At 61.1% G+C, this 18289-nt stretch carries 18 protein-coding genes; 8 read left to right on the top strand and 10 right to left on the bottom strand.

The window, feature by feature from the left end:
• Positions 1-60: 60 nt before the first annotated feature.
• The gene (gene recJ / locus BN1137_RS16215; RefSeq protein ID WP_050719589.1) at positions 61-1791 is read right to left on the bottom strand and encodes a single-stranded-DNA-specific exonuclease RecJ; all 1731 of its coding nucleotides are present in this window, start codon (positions 1789-1791) and stop codon (positions 61-63) included.
• Complete coding sequence (locus BN1137_RS16220) at positions 1754-2473, bottom strand: disulfide isomerase DsbC N-terminal domain-containing protein (protein WP_050719590.1); 720 nt, start codon at positions 2471-2473, stop codon at positions 1754-1756. The genes recJ and BN1137_RS16220 overlap by 38 nt, the downstream gene beginning before the upstream one ends.
• A 259-nt stretch (positions 2474-2732) precedes the next feature.
• Here BN1137_RS16220 and mscL point away from each other — a divergent pair, with 259 nt between their 5' ends.
• Positions 2733-3140, top strand: coding sequence for a large-conductance mechanosensitive channel protein MscL (gene mscL, locus BN1137_RS16225; protein WP_042867528.1), 408 nt, complete (start codon positions 2733-2735; stop codon positions 3138-3140).
• Positions 3141-3201: 61 nt separating this feature from the next.
• On the opposite strand, the gene xerD is transcribed toward mscL, so the two are convergent.
• Positions 3202-4113, bottom strand: a complete 912-nt coding sequence (gene xerD / locus BN1137_RS16230) for a site-specific tyrosine recombinase XerD (RefSeq protein ID WP_050719591.1) — start codon at positions 4111-4113, stop codon at positions 3202-3204.
• Positions 4114-4288: 175 nt separating this feature from the next.
• On the opposite strand from xerD, the gene fldB reads away from it, so the two are divergent.
• From fldB to BN1137_RS16250, 4 genes are all read left to right on the top strand, one after another.
• Positions 4289-4807: a flavodoxin FldB gene (fldB, locus tag BN1137_RS16235; RefSeq protein WP_050719592.1), complete on the top strand. Its 519-nt coding sequence runs from the start codon at positions 4289-4291 to the stop codon at positions 4805-4807.
• 313 nt (positions 4808-5120) lie between these two features.
• Positions 5121-6521, top strand: coding sequence for a TldD/PmbA family protein (locus BN1137_RS16240; protein ID WP_050719593.1), 1401 nt, complete (start codon positions 5121-5123; stop codon positions 6519-6521).
• Complete coding sequence (locus tag BN1137_RS16245) at positions 6521-7861, top strand: TldD/PmbA family protein (RefSeq protein WP_050719594.1); 1341 nt, start codon at positions 6521-6523, stop codon at positions 7859-7861. The genes BN1137_RS16240 and BN1137_RS16245 overlap by 1 nt, the downstream gene beginning before the upstream one ends.
• A gap of 214 nt (positions 7862-8075) precedes the next feature.
• Positions 8076-8450, top strand: coding sequence for a VOC family protein (locus BN1137_RS16250; protein ID WP_157433794.1), 375 nt, complete (start codon positions 8076-8078; stop codon positions 8448-8450).
• A 65-nt stretch (positions 8451-8515) separates the two neighbouring features.
• On the opposite strand, the gene BN1137_RS16255 is transcribed toward BN1137_RS16250, so the two are convergent.
• Positions 8516-9442 (bottom strand): L,D-transpeptidase family protein, encoded by a 927-nt coding sequence (locus tag BN1137_RS16255; protein ID WP_050719596.1) that lies wholly within the window; start codon positions 9440-9442, stop codon positions 8516-8518.
• A gap of 565 nt (positions 9443-10007) precedes the next feature.
• On the opposite strand from BN1137_RS16255, the gene trhP reads away from it, so the two are divergent.
• Both trhP and BN1137_RS16265 read left to right on the top strand, forming a co-directional pair.
• Positions 10008-11369 carry a prephenate-dependent tRNA uridine(34) hydroxylase TrhP gene (gene trhP, locus BN1137_RS16260; protein WP_033130937.1) on the top strand — a complete coding sequence of 454 codons (1362 nt, stop codon included), beginning with the start codon at positions 10008-10010 and terminating at the stop codon, positions 11367-11369.
• A 1-nt stretch (position 11370) separates the two neighbouring features.
• On the top strand, positions 11371-11619 hold the full coding sequence (locus BN1137_RS16265; protein WP_042644099.1) for a YfhL family 4Fe-4S dicluster ferredoxin: 249 nt from the start codon (positions 11371-11373) through the stop codon (positions 11617-11619).
• Between the two features lie 195 nt (positions 11620-11814).
• On the opposite strand, the gene BN1137_RS16270 is transcribed toward BN1137_RS16265, so the two are convergent.
• On the bottom strand, positions 11815-12207 hold the full coding sequence (locus tag BN1137_RS16270) for a DUF1090 domain-containing protein (protein WP_050719597.1): 393 nt from the start codon (positions 12205-12207) through the stop codon (positions 11815-11817).
• Positions 12208-12368: 161 nt separating this feature from the next.
• Between BN1137_RS16270 and BN1137_RS16275 the strand changes: the two genes are divergently transcribed.
• A complete protein-coding gene (locus BN1137_RS16275) occupies positions 12369-12722 on the top strand; it encodes a DsrE/DsrF/TusD sulfur relay family protein (RefSeq protein WP_050719598.1) in 354 nt (117 codons plus the stop codon).
• Positions 12723-12725: 3 nt separating this feature from the next.
• On the opposite strand, the gene BN1137_RS16280 is transcribed toward BN1137_RS16275, so the two are convergent.
• From BN1137_RS16280 to rbfA, 5 genes are all read right to left on the bottom strand, one after another.
• Positions 12726-13943, bottom strand: a complete 1218-nt coding sequence (locus tag BN1137_RS16280) for an MDR family MFS transporter (RefSeq protein WP_050719599.1) — start codon at positions 13941-13943, stop codon at positions 12726-12728.
• Between the two features lie 155 nt (positions 13944-14098).
• Positions 14099-16246 carry a polyribonucleotide nucleotidyltransferase gene (gene pnp, locus BN1137_RS16285; protein WP_050719600.1) on the bottom strand — a complete coding sequence of 716 codons (2148 nt, stop codon included), beginning with the start codon at positions 16244-16246 and terminating at the stop codon, positions 14099-14101.
• Between the two features lie 180 nt (positions 16247-16426).
• Positions 16427-16696 (bottom strand): 30S ribosomal protein S15, encoded by a 270-nt coding sequence (gene rpsO, locus BN1137_RS16290; RefSeq protein ID WP_005317514.1) that lies wholly within the window; start codon positions 16694-16696, stop codon positions 16427-16429.
• 145 nt (positions 16697-16841) lie between these two features.
• Positions 16842-17801, bottom strand: a complete 960-nt coding sequence (gene truB / locus BN1137_RS16295; RefSeq protein ID WP_050719601.1) for a tRNA pseudouridine(55) synthase TruB — start codon at positions 17799-17801, stop codon at positions 16842-16844.
• Position 17802: 1 nt separating this feature from the next.
• Entirely contained in the window at positions 17803-18237 is a 435-nt protein-coding gene (gene rbfA, locus BN1137_RS16300; protein WP_050719602.1) for a 30S ribosome-binding factor RbfA, read from the bottom strand.
• Positions 18238-18289: the final 52 nt, after the last annotated feature.

Below are 18289 nucleotides of genomic sequence, written 5' to 3' on the forward strand. Positions count from 1 at the left end.
CCATAACAAAACGGCCACCCGAGGGTGGCCGTTGGCTTGCGTGACGTTTAAAGAGCAGGACTAGAGGCCGGCGGCTTCCAGATGCTCCACCAGCAGTTGCACGCTGCGGTTGCCGCGCCACTCGTTCACATCGAGCCGATAGACCAGCCGCACCCGCTTGACCGAGGCATCGGGCCAGCGCTTGAGATCGACCCCGAAGGCGATGGCATCCACCGCGTGGCCGGAATCCGTGGTCAGCATCATCTTCAAGTGCTTCTCCCCCACCAGCCGCTGCTGTACCAGCACGAACTCGCCGTCAAACAGCGGCTCAGGGAAGGCCTGACCCCAGGGGCCGGAGGCACGGATAAGCTCGGCGAGCTCCAGGCTCAGCTCGTCGGGCAGCAACTCGCCATCGGTGAGCAGCACCCCGGTCAACAGCTCAGGGGTCACCAGCTCGGTGATGACGGCCTCGAACGCGCGGCCAAACGCCTCGATATTGGCCTTGGGCAGGGTCAGCCCGGCGGCCATGGCATGGCCACCGAACTTGCCCATCAGATCTGGGTGGCGGGTATCGAGCAATTCCAGCGCATCGCGCAGGTGTACGCCCGGGATGGAACGCCCCGAGCCCTTGAGCTCGGTGTCGCTGCTCTCGGCGAAGGCGATCACCGGCCTGTAGTACTTCTCCTTGATCTTGGAGGCCACCAGCCCGACTACCCCCTGATGCCACTCGTCTCGGTGCAGCACTATGCCGGACGGCACCTCGCCGTCACGAGAACGGATCTGCTCCAGGGTGGCGAGCGCCTCCTGCTGCATGCCCTGCTCTATCTCCTTGCGTTCCTGGTTGAGGCTGTCCATCTCGGCGGCCAGCGTGCGCGCCAGATTGATGTCGTCGCACAGCAAGCAGGCGACCCCGAGGGACATGTCATCAAGCCGCCCGACTGCATTGAGGCGCGGACCGAGCGCGAAGCCGAGATCGGCGGCGCACAGCCGGCGGCCATCGCGGCCCGACACATCCACCAGCGCCTGGATACCGGGGCGGCAACGCCCGGCCCGGATCCGCTGCAGCCCCTGATGCACCAGGATGCGGTTGTTGCCATCGAGCGCCACCACGTCGGCGACGGTGCCAAGCGCCACCAGATCGAGATAATCCGCCACATTGGGGGCGCGGATCCCCATGCGTTCAAACCAGCCCGCCTGGCGCAGATGGGTGTTGAGCGCCGCCATCAGGTAGAAGGCGACCCCCACCCCGGCCAGGGATTTCGAGGGAAAATCGCAGCCACGCTGGTTAGGGTTCACTATCGCATCGGCGTCAGGCAGCTCATGGCCCGGCAGGTGATGATCGGTGACCAGTACCTGCATGCCGGCGGCCTTGGCGGCGGCGACACCGGCGATGCTGGAGATGCCGTTATCCACGGTGATCAGGAACTCGGCGCCGCGAGCCACCGCCAGCGCGACGATCTCCGGGGTGAGGCCATAACCGAATTCGAAACGGTTCGGCACCAAAAAGTCGATGCTCTGCCCCCCCATGGCGCGCAGCGCCAATACGCACAGCGCCGAGCTGGTGGCGCCGTCGCAGTCAAAATCCCCGACGATGAGGATGCGTTTCTGGGCGGTCAGCGCGGCGGCCAGCAGCGGCACCGCCTGCTCCATGCCAAACAGCCGCTGGGGCGGCAACAGCAGGCTGGCGCTGCGCTCGAGCAGGGCGGGATCCTCGACCCCGCGACTGGCGAAGATCTGGCGCAACAACGGATGAAGAGTGGCGGGAAGATGGGAATCATCCACCCGTGGGCGACGACGAATTTGCAGGGACATCGATATGATCCAGTAGCATGAGCAGTTGTTCAGGGCTTCGGTAACCCCGCACCAGATCCCCGTTTGGCAGGACCCAGCTTGGTGACGCCTTGATCCCGAGCCATTGGCTCAGGCCGATATGATGGGCAAGGATCTCATTACAGTCGGCCGCTGGCAAACGATCACTGAGACTGAGTTCACTGAGCAGCTCCGGCGAGCACCAGTGCGCCTGCACATCCGCCAGCTCCTCGAAGGTGCCAGCCAGGGGCAGTAACTGCACACTCACCCCCAGGGCCTGCAGTTGCGGCAGCTCTGCCAGCGCGGGGCGGCACTGGCGACAATCCAGTGCGGTAAACAGGGTGATCTGATGACGCTCGTGGGGCGCCTTGAGCTGCATCCGCGCCGCGCCTATCTGGGACAGGGCCAGTCGGCGCTGGCGCTGCTGGCCCAGCACGGTGAGGTTCTTCATGTCATGGCCAAGATCCAGCATCGAGCCCTGCAACACATAGTCACCCTTGGCATCGCTGTAGATCAGCCCCTGGGCCGTGCCCAGCAGGAAGAGACCCGGCAGCGGGGTCTCATCCACCAGAAACACCTCCATGCCGAGTCGCTGGGCTATGGTCTGTTTCAGTTGTTGAGGATCCATCCCCGCGTTGGCGACAAAGGCGCACAACACCATCATTCCCAGTAGTAAATGCTTCACTATTTTACCCACCTGGCATGAACGAGAGGTTTTATACGGTAAACCAGTGACAATCGCGTCTCAAATCATAAATTACAGACTGATTAATAGTGCCGGATGCAAAAAATTCCTATTCCCGCAGGTTGCCAATTGGGCCGATGCCCCGCAAGCTAAACGGGACTGCAGGAGACACGATGGTCATCCCTCTGTTTTCCTGATGTTTTATTATTCAAATCGAGGGGCGGTAGCGGCCGCTCCCAACCCATTTTTGGAGGGGAAAATGAGTCTGATTCAAGAGTTCAAGGCCTTTGCGGCCAGAGGCAACGTCATCGACATGGCGGTCGGTATCATCATTGGTGCCGCCTTCGGCAAGATCGTCTCCTCCTTCGTGGGTGACGTGATCATGCCGCCAATTGGTCTGATCCTGGGGGGTGTGGACTTCAGCGATCTGGCCGTGACCCTGAAGGCCGCCGAGGGGACCACGCCGGCCGTGGTCATCGCCTACGGCAAGTTCATCCAGACCATCATCGACTTCCTGATCATCTCTTTTGCCATCTTCATGGGGCTCAAAGCCATCAACACCCTCAAGAAGAAGCAGGAAGAGGCCGCAGCCCCCGCCGGCCCCACCAAGGATCAGGAACTGCTGAGCGAGATCCGCGATCTGCTCAAATCCCAGCAGGGAAAATAAGCGCCAACTCCTGTCGTGTGCTTGAAAAAAACCGCCTGCTGGCGGTTTTTTGTTGTCGGCATCAGGCGCGGGGGTGGTGCTCGCCGTGCAGCGTCTTGAGCCGCTCGTTCGCCACATGGGTGTAGATCTGGGTGGTGGAGAGATCCGCATGCCCCAGCAGCATCTGCACCACCCGCAGATCGGCGCCGTGGTTGAGCAGGTGGGTGGCAAAAGCATGGCGCAGGGTATGGGGAGAGAGCTCTCCGGCAACGCCCGCCCGCATGGCGTAGAGCTTGATCCGATGCCAGAAGGTCTGGCGGGTCATCATCCTGGCCTGCTTGGAGGGGAACACCACATCCGAGCTGGTACCGCCGAGCAGCAGGGTGCGCGCCTCCCGGTAGTAACGCTCCAGCCAGTAGACGGCCTCCTCCCCCATGGGCACCAGTCGCTCCTTGTTGCCCTTGCCCACCACCCGCACCAACCCCTGGCGCAGGCTGACATGCTCGGCGGTGAGGCCCACCAGCTCGGAGACACGCAGGCCGGTGGCATAGAGCAGCTCCAGCATTGCCTTGTCTCGCAGCTCCAGCGGATCATCGACCAGGGGCGCCGCCAGCAACGCCTCCACCTCGGCCTCACTCAAGTCGGAAGGCAGCTTCTTGGGCAGCTTGGGGCCCTCGAGCAGCACGGTGGGGTCGTCGCTACGCAGCTTTTCGCGGTTAAGATACTGATAGAAACGGCGCAGAGCGGAGAGGAAGCGGGCCGTGGAGCTGGCGGCAAACTGCTGATCGACCCGCCAGGCGAGGTAGTGCTGGATATCGTCCATGCCCGCCAACAGCAGGGAGCTGCCCTCCTTGTCGAGCCATAAGGCAAACTTCTCCAGATCGGTGCGATAGGAGCTGACCGTGTTGTCAGAGAGTCCCCGCTCCAGCCAGAGAGCATCGAGGAAGGGTTCGATCAGGGGATGGTCGTGCACGGCGGGCGCTGGCTTGGTCATAAGGCTTGAGTCTTCGGCAAACGGAGACTCATTGTAGCGGGCCCGTGCCACCAGGCACAGCGGGATGCACCATCAGGAGCGCTTGCCCCGTGAAGGGCTCCGGCCAATCTGCTAGACTGGCCCCTCCCCTATGTTGCCCAGCACATTGTTACCCACCGCGATCGAGAGAAGAGCGATGAAGATAGGTTTGTTTTACGGCTCTACCACCTGTTACACCGAGATGGCTGCCGAGAAGATCCGCGCCCTCATCGGCCCCGAGCTGGTCGATCTCCACAACATCAAGGATGTGCCCCTCGCCCACATGCAGGAGTACGACATCCTGATCCTCGGCATCTCCACCTGGGATTTCGGTGAGCTGCAGGAAGACTGGGAGTCCCGTTGGGACGACATTGCGGGCGTCGAGCTGGAAGGCCGTATCATCGCCCTGTTCGGCATGGGCGATCAGCTCGGCTACGGCGAGTGGTACCAGGATGCCCTGGGCCTGTTGCACGATCAGCTGGTGCCAAAAGGCGTCAAACTGGTGGGTTACTGGCCCAATGAAGGCTACGAGTTCGATGCCTCCAAGGCACTGATCGACGATGGTCGTCACTTCGTCGGCCTGGCCCTCGATGACGCCAACCAGTACGACCAGACCGAGCCTCGCATCGAGCAGTGGGTCGATCAGATCCTGAGCGAGATCCACGAACTGCTCTGATGCCTGTTCGACTATGGTTGCCACTTCGTCGGCCTGGCCCTCGATGACGCCAACCAGTACGACCAGACCGAGCCTCGCATCGAACAGTGGGTCGATCAGATCCTGAGCGAGATCCACGAGCTGCTCTGACCCTGGTTTGCGGCTAGCCGCGCTGAGCACTTGGGTTCAGATCTCGAGCCGATTGCCTCAATCGGTATCATTGCATGACGCCATGACGACTTTTTTGCACGGGTCTGTAACAATGAAACCGTCCCCAGTCACCCTCGGTGCCGGGGGCGGCCGTCAACAGGCTCAGACCAGAAAAGGATATGCTATGACCCCATTCTCCCTGCTGCCCCCCACCATTGCCCGCGATGTGCTCGATCACGCGCTGGCCCTTGGCGCCGACTTCGCCGAGCTGTTCGTGGAGCGCAAGCGGCGCAGCCAGCTCGGTCTGCTTTCCAGCCAGATAGAAGCCATCAGCGGCGGCCTCGATTTCGGCATAGGCGTGCGGCTGTGCTACGGCCACAAGGTGCTCTACGGCTACACCAACCTGGCCGATCGCAACGAGCTGCTGCGCATCGTGAGCCTGCTGGCGGCCAAAGACAGGCGTGACCCTGTGGTGACCACCACCGCCTTCGATTTCACTCGCCTCACCGACCATCACCCCATCGCCCTGCCGCTGTCGGCAGACAAGCTGCTGGAGCAGAAGATTGCCTACCTGCACGCCATGGACGCGGCGGCCCGCGCCGAGAGCAGCAAGGTGAGCCAGTTCTCCGCCAATGCGCTTGGCTGGGAGCAGGAGGTGGAGATCTTCAACAGTGAAGGGCTGCAGGTGAGCGATCGTCGCCACTACAACCGCATCATGGCCCAGGCCATCGCCCAAGAAGGGAGCGAGCAGAGCATGGGCTATGAGGCCCCAGGCGCCCTGATGGGCTGGGAGCACGCGGCCCTCATCGACCCACGCGAGCTGGCACTCAGTGCCACCCGCCAGGCACTGGTGAAACTCGGCGCGGCCCCCTGCCCAAGCGGCAAGCTGCCGGTCATCCTGGAGGGCGGTTTTGGCGGCGTCATCTTCCACGAGGCCTGTGGCCACCTGCTGGAGACCACCTCGGTGGCCAAGAAGGCCTCGGTATTCCACGACAAGATGGGCCAGCTCATCGCCAATCCCGTGGTCAGCGCGGTGGACGAAGGCCTGCAAGGCAACGCCTGGGGCTCCATCAACGTCGATGACGAGGGCATGGCGACCCAGCACACCCAGCTGATCAAGGATGGGGTACTGACCGGTTTCCTGGTCGATCGCATGGGGGCGCTGAAGACCGGCTATGCCCGCACCGGCTCAGGCCGGCGTGAATCCTACAAATTCGCCCCCGCCTCGCGCATGCGCAACACCTTTATCGAGCCGGGAAACCATTCTCTCGATGAGATGCTGGCCACGGTAGAGCGCGGCATCTATGCCAAGCGGATGGGAGGCGGCTCGGTGCAACCCGGCACCGGCGAGTTCAACTTCAACGTGCAAGAGGCCTATCTCATCGAGGGGGGCAAGATAACCCGGCCACTCAAGTCAGCCACCCTGATCGGCACAGGGCCTCAGGTATTGAAAGAGATCTCCATGGTCGGCCGCGATCTCAGTATCGCCGCCGGCATGTGCGGCTCGGTCTCCGGCTCCATCCCGACCTCCGTCGGCCAGCCGCAGCTCAAAGTCGACAGCATTCTGGTCGGAGGAAACGCCTGATGAGCCAACTCGATATGCATCACCTGCTCAACCGCCTGCTCAACCAGGTCGCCGATCTTGGCGCCGAGGCGGATCTTATCGCCAATCAGGACAAGGCCTTCTCCCTCAAGGCCGACAAGGGCGAGCTTGGTGAATACAAGGTCACCAGCAGTCAGCAGATCGGCATTCGCCTCATTAAGGATGGCCGGATCGGCATCGCCTACTCGGAATCCCTGGACGACGCGGCCCTCGATGCCATGTTGCAGGATGCGCTGGATGCCAGCCGTTTCGCCAAGCTGGACGCGGATCAGGCCATCCGGGTGACCCACAGTCGTCTCAGCACTGACTGCGCCGAGATAAGTCAGCCCGACAACACCCCGGTGGAGGAGAAGATTGCCCTGGCCCTTCGTTTAGAGGCGGACATGCTGGCCCTGCCCGATGTGACCGGCGCCCCCTACAACGGCTTCTTCGAAGGGGAGAGTCGGCTCTGGCTCGCCAACAGCCAGGGCAGCTTCTGCCAGCATGGGGAGTTCAGCCTCGGTTGCCACACATCGGCGCTGATCGAGCGCCATGGCCGCCAATCCATGCACTATCAGGGACAATATGCGCGCCGCTTCGACGAGCTCGGCAGCGATCCTCTCATCGAGCAGACCTACCGCCTGACCGATGCGCTGCTGATGGGGGAAGCCGTACCGAGCGGTCGCTACAGCGCCATCTTCACCCTTAACTGCCTGGCCAGCCTGTTTGGTTGCTTCCAGGCCGCGCTGTCGGGCAAGTGGGCCCAGCAGGGGATCAACCCCTGGCGTGACAAGGTCGGCCAGCACGTGGCCTCCCGCTGGCTCAGCCTGGAGAGCCGGGTATATATGCCGGGCGGCATGCGCATCAAGGGATTCGACGGTGAAGGGGCCCCTACCCAGGACTTGCTGCTGATCGGTGAAGGGGAACTCAAGACCCTGCTGCACAACAGTGCCAGCGCCCACCACTTCGACGTGGCCAGCAATGGCGCCGCGGCGCGCAGTGCCCGCGCGGCACTGGATGTGGCCCCCCGTCATCTGGTATTTGGCACTGGCCCTCACACTGAGGCCGAGGTCAAGGCGAGTGAGTATCTGGAGCTGGTCAAGCTCGACGGGCTGCACTCGGGCGCCGATGCGGTGAGCGGCGACTTCTCATTTGGCGCCTCCGGCTTCCTGTGCCGGGATGGCGTGCGCGTTCAACCGGTGCGCGGCATCACTGTGGCAGGCAACTTCTACCGTCTGTTGGGGGAGCTCGAAGCAGTCGGCAACCAGTTGCACCACGACGATGGCAAGGGCTTCTATGCGCCGCTTATCCGGTTTGGTGGTCTGAGCATTGCTGGCAAGTGAAGTGATCCCAGACTCAGGGGCTTCTATACTCCTCCACCCATCCGGCTTGGTGGCTTGAACATCGCTGGTAAGCAGCAGTACAAACCCCCTCGTCTCATCTCCATAAGCGGCGCCATCAGGCGCCGCTTTTTCATTGATGGCGCCCCTTGGCCGCCACTCCTAACCTCTAAGAGCCACCGGTCGCATCGGCCGGACATTGCTGGAGAACACCAAGATGGACAACACCCTGGTTTGGGCCGACATTCCGACCCGGGATCTGGATCGCGCCATGGCCTTCTACGCGGCCCTGCTCGATATAGAGGTAACGCCGGTACAAGAAGAGATCCGCTTTGCCATGCTGCGCCACGATGGCAACAACGCGGCGGCCTGCCTCGGCCCCATGGATGAATATCATCAGCCGGGCGGCACTGGTCCCCTCATCTATCTCTCCCTCGGGGACAGGCTAAGAGAGGCCGAGCGGATGGTGCCCCGGCTCGGCGGCAAGGTGCTCGAGCCCCTGCACAGCATCGGCAGCGGCCACGGCTCCCGGGTCATCATCGAAGACACCGAGGGCAATCGCCTCGCGCTCTACGCACCACCTGCCGCTTGAGCCGCGTCAGAAACAACAACGGCGACCCTGAGGTCGCCGTTGTTGTTTCTCTACCGCTAAGGCTATCAGGCCTGCGGGTTGAGGCGTGTCGGCATGCCGGTACGCTGTTCCAGCACCTGCTTGACCACATTGGAGTCACTGTCCATATGGGCGATAAAGCGGGTGATGGCCGGGGTCATGGGCAAGGGCACGGATTCGGTGGAGTTGAACTCCGCTTCGTTGCGAGACAGCGGCTCATGAACTTCCATGTAGCGACCACCATCCGGCTCGACGGTGGACTTCACCGGCTGGTTGACGAACTGGACGCGCGTACCGACCGGCACCTTGTCGAACAGGTACTTGATGTCATCGGCGCGTAGACGCACACAGCCGCTGCTCACCCGCAGACCGATGCCGAAAGTGGCGTTGGTGCCGTGGATGGCGTAGAGGTTGCCGATGTAGAGCGCGTGCAGGCCCATGGGGTTATCCGGGCCGGCCGGCCAGACCGCAGGCAGGGTCTTGCCCTGGGCGGCGTAGCGACGACGGATGTTCTCGGTCGGGGTCCAGGTCGGGTTGGCGCGCTTGCGTTCGACCTTGGTGATCCAGTTTTCCGGGGTATTGACCCCCAGCTGGCCGATACCGATGGGCAGTACCTGCACCACGTTCTGGCCTTTCGGGTAGTAGTACAGACGCATCTCGGCCACGTTGATGACAATCCCTTCGCGCGGCGCATTCGGCAGGATCAGCTGGTGAGGAATGACCAGCTTGCTGCCCGGAGTCGGCAGATAAGGGTCGACACCCGGGTTCGCTTCCATGATGTTGGTCAGACCCAACTGGAAGTCGGAGGCGATCTGCTCCAGCGGGCGATTGTCCGCGGGCACTACGTACTCCTGGTTCTCACCAATCAGGCGGCTGTTGGCGGCAGGCAGCGCGTATTCAACGGCTGCGGCCTGCTGGCTGACCAGGGTCAGAGTGCAAAAAAGGGCCGAAGCGGCAATGCGAAGGGGGTTCATAAAATTCCTGTGTGGTTTCCAGTACCTGTTGGCCGAAGGCCCGCTCATCCTCGGTCTGTCCTGGTAGCGACTCGCTCACGTCCGAGGCCAATACCGAGCGCGCATTCTTTCCCGAGTCGGACAAAATTTCAACTTGGAGATGGGCTTTTTAGAGGAAAAGATCTATTTATCGCCCAACTATCTCCTGCGCCGAGTTGCTGACACGCTAACATCGGCAAGCTGAGCGTAAAATGAACAGATTTTATCACTCTGCCGAAGCGGCTCAAATTGCATGATGCGGGAGGGGCGAGTACAATCTCGCACCCCATATATCACCATCGGGTGGAGGGGCATTGAGTACGCTCCGCACTCTCGATGTATCACCATCGGGTGGAGGGGCATTGAGTGCGCTCCGCACTCTCAATGTATCACCAGCGGGTGGCAGTGCCTTGAGCACCCTATTGCGCCACTGAGGTTCCATCCTCGGGCGGTCGCACAGGGAGTAGCCTCTTGCACCAGTGATATTCCTATACGGCGCCATCAGGTGGCGTCGTCCTGATTTGCAATCAGATATAAAGAGTCCAACATGTTCAGACCAGAATTGCTCTCCCCTGCCGGGACCCTCAAGAATATGCGTTACGCCTACGCCTATGGCGCCGATGCCGTCTATGCCGGCCAGCCGCGCTATAGCCTGCGGGTGCGTAACAATGAGTTCGATCACGAGAACCTGCAGCTCGGCATCAACGAGGCTCACGCCCTCGGCAAGCAGTTCTACGTGGTGGCCAACATCCAGCCCCACAACTCCAAATTGAAGACCTTCATCCGCGACATGCGCCCGGTGGTGGACATGAAGCCGGACGCGCTGATCATGTCCGACCCCGGTCTCATCATGATGATGCGTGAAGCATTCCCGGACATGCCTATCCACCTGTCGGTACAAGCCAACGCGGTCAACTGGGCCACGGTGAAGTTCTGGCATCAGATGGGCCTGACCCGCGCCATCCTGTCCCGCGAACTGTCTCTCGACGAGATCGAAGAGATCCGCATGCAGGTGCCGGAGATGGAGCTGGAAGTCTTCGTCCATGGCGCCCTGTGCATGGCCTACTCCGGCCGCTGCCTGCTCTCTGGCTACATCAACAAGCGCGACCCCAACCAGGGTACCTGCACCAACTCCTGCCGCTGGGAGTACAAGGTGCACGAGGGCAAGGAAGATGACGTGGGCCAGATTGTCCACCGTCAGGAGCCCATCGCCGTGCGTCCGGACAACACCCTGGGGCTCGGTAAACCTTCCGATGCGCTGGTGTTGCTGGAAGAGTCCAACCGTCCCGGTGAATACATGACCGCGTTCGAGGACGAGCACGGCACCTACATCATGAACTCCAAGGACCTGCGCGCCGTCGAGCACGTCGAGCGCCTGACCAAGATGGGCGTGCATTCCCTCAAGATCGAAGGCCGTACCAAGTCCTTCTACTACTGCGCCCGTACCGCCCAGGTCTATCGCAAGGCCATCGACGATGCGGTCGCCGGTCGTCCGTTTGATCCGACCCTGATGGGCACCCTCGAGAACCTGGCCCACCGTGGTTACACCGAGGGCTTCCTGCGTCGTCACAACCACAGCGAGTACCAGAACTACGACTACGGCTACTCCGTCTCCGACACCCAGCAATTCGTCGGCGAGATCACCGGCCGTCAGGGCGACATGGTGGAAGTGGAAGTGAAGAACAAGTTCCTGGTGGGCAACAGCCTGGAGCTGATGACCCCGCAGGGCAACGTCAGCTTCAACCTGGAGCAGATGCAGAACCGCAAGGGCGAGCTCATCGACACCGCGCCGGGCAACGGTCACGTGGTCTATGTGCCGGTCCCGAAAGAGATCGACATCAACTACGGCATACTGCTGCGCAACCTTGGCGATCGTCAGGACACCCGTCAGCCGCACTCGGCGGCTTGAGATGGCGCTGCTCATCACCAGCAAATGCATCAACTGTGACATGTGCGATCCGGAGTGTCCGAACCAGGCCATCACCCTGGGGGCCAAGATCTACGAGATAGACCCGGATCGCTGCACCGAATGCGTCGGCCACTATGAGAAGCCGACCTGCATCAGCGTCTGTCCTATCGACTGCATCATCTGGGATCCCGCTCACGTGGAAACCGAAGAGCAGCTGATGGACAAGTTTGTGTTGATGCACAGGCAGTAACGGCGCGATAAGCACCTGATGTTCATGGGCTGCATTTCCCGGGATCCCAAGCAGGTGGAGACCGAAGAGCAGCTGATGGACAAGTTTGTGCTAATGCACAGGCAGTAACAGCTAAGGCCTGCGGCACAGGGCCGCATCTTCAAGCAATAAAAAGCCGGACAATGTCCGGCTTTTTATATTTGTGCTGCTGGCCCCTCAGGGTTTGACCAGCTTCTGCAGTGCCTCAAGCTTGCGCTGGGCTTCCAGCAGTTCGGCTTGCGACTCTTCCAGCTTGGCCTGCTTCTTGGCGATCTTGTCCGGCTTGCCCGAGACCCGCGCGCTCTGCAGATCGGCAAGGCGTTCCTCCACCTCTTCTTTCTGCTTGGCCACCTTCTCTTGTTGCTCCTTGATTAGCCCGGCATCGGTGCAGTGTGCCTCGATATTGCGCAGGGCCTGCTCCAGCCCAGCCACCTGATCGGCGTTATTATGCGCCTTGGCGAAGACCAGCTGATCCGTCACCGCCTGATGTTGTGCCTTGCAGCCAACTGCTTCACTACCATAGGCCTGACCGGCCAACAGCAGCATACCAATTCCGACAATCTTCCACATAACGACCTCATGATCCTGTCATATTGGATGGCCGCCTATCAGACCTGACTCATCCCTCAGGGTCAAGCCGAAGGCTCAAATGGTACGACAGGGTTTGCGCAACATCACGCCCGCCCCTATCGGATAAGGCTACAATAACGGCTTTCATCATGGAGTCTCACATGAAGCAACAGATCGTCATCATCGCCAACGGGGCCCCCTACGGCAGCGAGTCCCTGTTCAATGCCCTGCGCTTGGGGATTGCCCTCAACGAGCAGGGTAATGTCATCCTCAAGTTGTTCCTGATGTCCGACGCCGTCGGCGCTGCGCTGGCAGGCCAGGCGCCAGTCGAGGGCTATAACCTGCGCCAGATGCTGGAGATCCTGCTGGCGCAAGGCACCCTCATTCGACTGTGCAAGACCTGCACCGACGCCCGCGGCGTCACGGCTCTGCCCCTCATCGAGGGCATCGAGATCGGCACCCTGCCGCTGCTGGCCCAGTGGACCCTGGCCGCCGACAAGGTGCTGACCTTCTAGGGCTCAGGCCTCGGTGCCGGCTCGAACCTGGGACGGTCGCGGGGCCTTGGCACCCCATCCGTAGAGCTGCAGTATGGCCAGACAGAGCAGCGCCATGCAGCCATAGAGCCAACTGCCCCCCCAGTTGGCCAGGATCCAGCCCCCCAGTAGCGCGCCGATGGCGATCCCGAGCCCGGATATGGAGGCCGCCCCGAAGTAGCTGCCTTTGAGGTGCTCCGGCGCCATCTGATCGACCAGCACGTTGAGCAGCGGGAACAGGATGCACTCGCCGATGCTGAGCAGGATCACCGCCACTATCCAGTGCCACCAAATGGCGGTATCCCCGAGCGCGAATTGCAGCTGGGCGCTGAGGAAGAAGGCGACCCCGAGCTGCAGTCGGCGCTTGATGGGCCAGTTGGCGGTCAGGTGCAGCAGTGGGAACTGCAGGATCACTATAGTCAGCGCATTGGTCGCCACCAGCCAACCGATGAGGTGCTCCACCTCCGGGGTCCCCGCCCGGGTCAGATACTGAATGAGCGGTGACTCAAATTGGGCATAGACCAGCATCAGCAGCATGTTGGCCATCGTCAGCAACAGGAAGCTCCTATCTTGCCAGAGCACGCGCAGCACGGCGCGCATGCCGGGGCCAGCGGCACTGCTTGCCTGAGCTCCCGCGAGTCGAAAACCGAACATGAAAACAAGGCCGAGCAACAGATAGCTGGCGCTGAGCAACAGGAAGGTCTCCTGCCGCGCGCTCAGACCATAGCTGACACCGAGCAAGGGGCCGATGGCCGCGCCCAGATTGAGCAGAAAGTAACGCAGGTGCAGCGCCAGTTCGCGCGCCTTGGGCTCGGCCAGGCTATCGGCCATTAGCGCTTTACCCGGTGAATCGATGAGCCCGTAGGAGAGTCCACTGCCTATCACCCCGAACGCCAGCCAGAACACCTGATGGGAGAGCCCGAGCAGGCTGACGCTCAAGGCCGACACCAGGCAGCCAAACAACAGTATGTTGCGCCGCCCCCACTTATCCGACAGCCAGCCCCCATAGAAGCTGACCAGGGTGGAGACGGCCGCGGTGGACCCCAGGATGAGACCAATCAGCGTCGCCGACAGACCGTAATCACGGTAGAGCAGAATGGAGAGAAAGGGCCAAACCATAAAGAAAGTGGTGCGCACCATAAAGGTGCCCAGGATCACGATCCAGACCAGCGGGGGAAATTGCCTGAGATAGGCCCATGACATACTGCAATTCCTTTTGACAGCGACGAGGCGAGTCGTCCCTTATAGCAATTGGCGCCGGCTGGAACAACCCATCTTGCTGCCACAACCCTCTTACGAAGAAAATGAGGCATAAAAAAAGCCGACCCTGAGGTCGGCTTTTTCACAGAGCGGCAGCCTTATTCGGCAGTCGGCTCTTCGACGGCGGCAACGGCCACGTCGGCAACCGGAGCGGCGGCTTCGGTCGGTGCATTCGCTTCCTTGATGGAGAGACGCACACGGCCTTGACGATCCACTTCCAGTACCTTCACCTTCACCACGTCACCGATCTTCAGGAAGTCGGCCACGTTCTGCACGCGGGCATCGGTGATCTGGGAGATGTGTACCAGACCGTCTTTACCCGGCAGGATGTTGACGAAGGCACCGAAGTCGGCCAGACGCACAACCTTGCCTTCATAGATGCGGTTCACTTCGATCTCGGCGGTGATGGCCTCGATACGACGAATGGCTTCCATGGCGGCTTCGTTGGCAACGGCGGAGATGCGGACGGTACCGTCATCATCCAGCTCGATGTTGGTGCCGGTCTCTTCGGTCAGGGCACGGATCACGGAACCCCCCTTGCCGATCACGTCCTTGATCTTCTCAGGATTGATCTTGATGGTGTGGATGCGCGGGGCGAAATCGGAGATCTCGCTACGCGGCGCCTGGATGGCTTCGTCCATGACCTTCAGGATGTGCAGGCGAGCGCCACGAGCTTGCTTGAGGGCAATCTCCATGATCTCTTTGGTGATGCCTTCGATCTTGATGTCCATCTGCAGCGCGGTGATACCCTGGGTAGTACCGGCCACCTTGAAGTCCATGTCGCCCAGGTGATCTTCGTCACCCAGGATGTCGGACAGCACGACGAAACCTTCTTCTTCCTTCACCAGACCCATGGCGATACCGGCAACGGAGGCCTTGATCGGCACACCCGCGTCCATCAGCGCCAGGGAGGAACCACAGACGGAGGCCATGGAGGAAGAGCCGTTGGATTCGGTGATTTCAGATACCACACGCACCACGTACGGGAACTCGGCGGCGCTCGGCATCACGGCAGCAACGCCGCGCTTGGCCAGACGACCGTGACCGATTTCACGACGCTTCGGGCTACCCATCATGCCGGTTTCACCGACGCAATACGGCGGGAAGTTGTAGTGCAGCATGAAGCGGTCGGCGCGGTGGCCGGCCAGCTCGTCGATGTTCTGGGCGTCACGCTCGGTACCCAGAGTCGCAACCACGATAGCCTGAGTCTCGCCACGGGTGAACAGGGCGGAGCCGTGAGCGCGCGGCAGGATGCCGGTGCCGACGGACAGGGCGCGGATCATTTCCGGATCGCGACCATCGATGCGCGGCTCGCCACGGACCACACGGCCACGGACGATGCGGCTTTCCAGGCTGTGGAACTCTTCGCCGATCTTCTTGGCATCTTCTTCCACGCCGGAGGCGATGACTTGCTCAACCACACGGGATTTGATGGCACCGATGGCGGCGTAACGCACGGCCTTCTCGGTGATGCGATAGGCTTCACCCAGTTCGGCAGTCGCCAGCTCGGCAATCTTGGCCTTCAGGGCTTCGTTGACGGCAGGCGGAGTCCAATCCCACGGCTGGGTACCCACGGCGGCAGCGAATTCGTTGATGGCGTTGATCACCACTTGCATCTGCTCGTGGCCATAGACGACGGCGCCCAGCATGGTCTCTTCAGACAGGATGGCCGCTTCGGATTCCACCATCAGCACCGCGTTGGCGGTACCGGCAACCACCAGGTCCAGATCGCTCTGCGGCAGTTCGGTGGTGGTCGGATTCAATACATACTGACCGTTCATGTAACCCACGCGGGCAGCAGCAATCGGGCCGCCGAACGGGATGCCGGAGATGGCCAGTGCCGCAGAGGCACCGATCATGGCAACGATGTCAGGAGACACGGCCGGGTTCACGGACATGACGGTGGCAACCACCTGAACCTCATTGAGGAAGCCTTCCGGGAACAGCGGACGAATAGGACGGTCGATCAGACGGGAGATCAGGGTCTCGCCTTCGCTCGGACGGCCTTCACGACGGAAGAAACCACCCGGGATACGACCAGCAGCATAGGTACGCTCCTGGTAGTTGACGGTCAGCGGGAAGAAATCACGGCCGTGATCGGCCTCTTTCTTGCCAACGACGGTCACAAATACGCAGGTATCGTCCATGCTGACCATGACGGCCGCAGTGGCTTGACGGGCCATCACACCGGTTTCCAGGGTAACGGTGTGTTGACCGTACTGGAATGACTTTACAATAGGATTCACGTGAATTTCCTTTTTACAATTTGGCTCTTTAAATTCGCGTGCAAGTATACTTGATTCGAACCAAAAGGTAAGCGGAGACACGAATTCTGTGAGGCAGGCAACGGCTTGTCGCACCGCCCAAACGGCCAATAAAAAAGGGGAACCCTGAGGTTCCCCTTTTTCGCGAAATCTGATGGTCGATTAACGACGCAGACCCAGCTTGGCGATCAGAGCAGCGTAACGCTGAACGTCTTTACGCTTCAGGTAGTCCAGCAGCTTACGACGCTGGGAAACCATGCGCAGCAGACCGCGACGACCGTGGTGATCTTTAGCGTGCTCTTTGAAGTGACCTTGCAGATGGTTGATCTGGGCAGTCAGCAGGGCAACCTGCACTTCGGGGGAGCCAGTGTCGTTGGCACAACGAGCGTTGTCAGCAACGATGGAAGCTTTGATCTCAGCATTTAGAGACATGGTATTACTCCAAGTAGAGTGTTTAAAGGTTCACAGCCAATCTCTAATTCAGCCGTGAAATGAGGGCGGTATCATAATCGCACCCGTCACTATTCGCAACGAGAAAGACGCGCGATGGGAAACTTGTCCCGATACCGCCTGAGGATCACTCCTCGTCGCGATCGTCGTGATAGCGCACCAGACGCTTGGGGGCGACCCGCCCTTCGTCGTCGATCTCGCCAACCCCGATGAACTCACGCTCCGGGCCGACCGTCATGCGGACCTGGCCACTTTGCGGCGCACCAGCCACCTGCACGGCCTGACCCTGGTTCACATAGGCGGCCACCGCCGTCAGCATGTTCACCTCGGGCAGGGCTGCCACGGCGGTATCCATCGGCAGCAACAAGGGATCCAGCTGCTCGCGCGGCGGAATACTCTCGGCCTTGGTCTGCTCGAAGATGCACTCGAGCTGATCCAGGGTCAGCATCCGCTCATAGGGATAATTGGCCACCTGGGTGCGGCGCAGCTGGGTAACGTGTGCGCCACAGCCCAGCACTTCGCCCAGATCGTCCACCAGGGAGCGGATGTAGGTGCCCTTGCTGCAATGCACCTCGAGACGAACCTCGTCCCCTTCGAAGCTCAGCAATTTGAGCTCGAACACGGTGATCGGACGGGCTTCACGCTCGATCTCGATGCCTTCACGGGCGTACTCATAGAGCGGACGGCCGTTGTGCTTGAGGGCGGAGTACATGGACGGCACCTGCATGATCGGGCCACGGAACTGGTCCAGTGACTCGATCAGGGTACCCACGGCCACGTTCACCGGACGGGTGGAGACCACCTCGCCGTCGGAGTCGCTGGTGTTGGTGCGCTCGCCCAGCTTGGCGGTCACCTCATAGCGCTTGTCCGCTTCCAGCAGATACTGGGAGAATTTGGTGGCCTCACCGAGGCAGATCGGCAGCATACCGGTCGCCAGCGGATCCAGGGCACCGGTGTGACCGGCCTTGGCGGCGTTATAGATACGCTTGACCTTCTGCAACACATCGTTGGAAGTCAGGCCGGTCGGCTTGTCCAGCAGCAAGATGCCGTGTACGTCACGACCCTTGAAACGGCGTCTACGAGACATCTCAGGCTTTATCCTCAGTAGTATCATCCGGTGCGGCTTGCTCTTCCTCACGGCCGGCTTCGGCCATGCGACGCTTGTCGTCACGCACGGTGTTGGACACCAGGTTGGAGATGCGCATCCCCTCGACCAGGGTCTGGTCATAATAGAAGCGCAGCTCGGGCACCACGCGCAGACGCATGGCGCTGCCGAGCAGGCTGCGGATGTAACCGGCGGCTTCGGTCAGGCCCTTGAGCCCTTCCTTGATGCGCTCCTCGTCGTTCTCGAGCTGCAAGAAGGTGACATATACCTTGGCGTAGTTAAGGTCCTTGGACACTTCCACGTCGGAGACGGTTACCATGCCGATGCGCGGGTCCTTGACCTCACGCTGCAAGATCAGCGCGATTTCGCGCTGGATCTGCTGCCCGACCCTGTTGGTCCGGCTGAATTCTCTGGCCATATTTCTATCCTGCGATAAAAGGGGGCCGCGGCCCCCTATTTTGTCTAATGCT

This window comes from Aeromonas tecta (assembly GCF_000820185.1).
In the GTDB taxonomy this organism is placed as follows: Bacteria; Pseudomonadota; Gammaproteobacteria; order Enterobacterales; family Aeromonadaceae; genus Aeromonas; species Aeromonas tecta.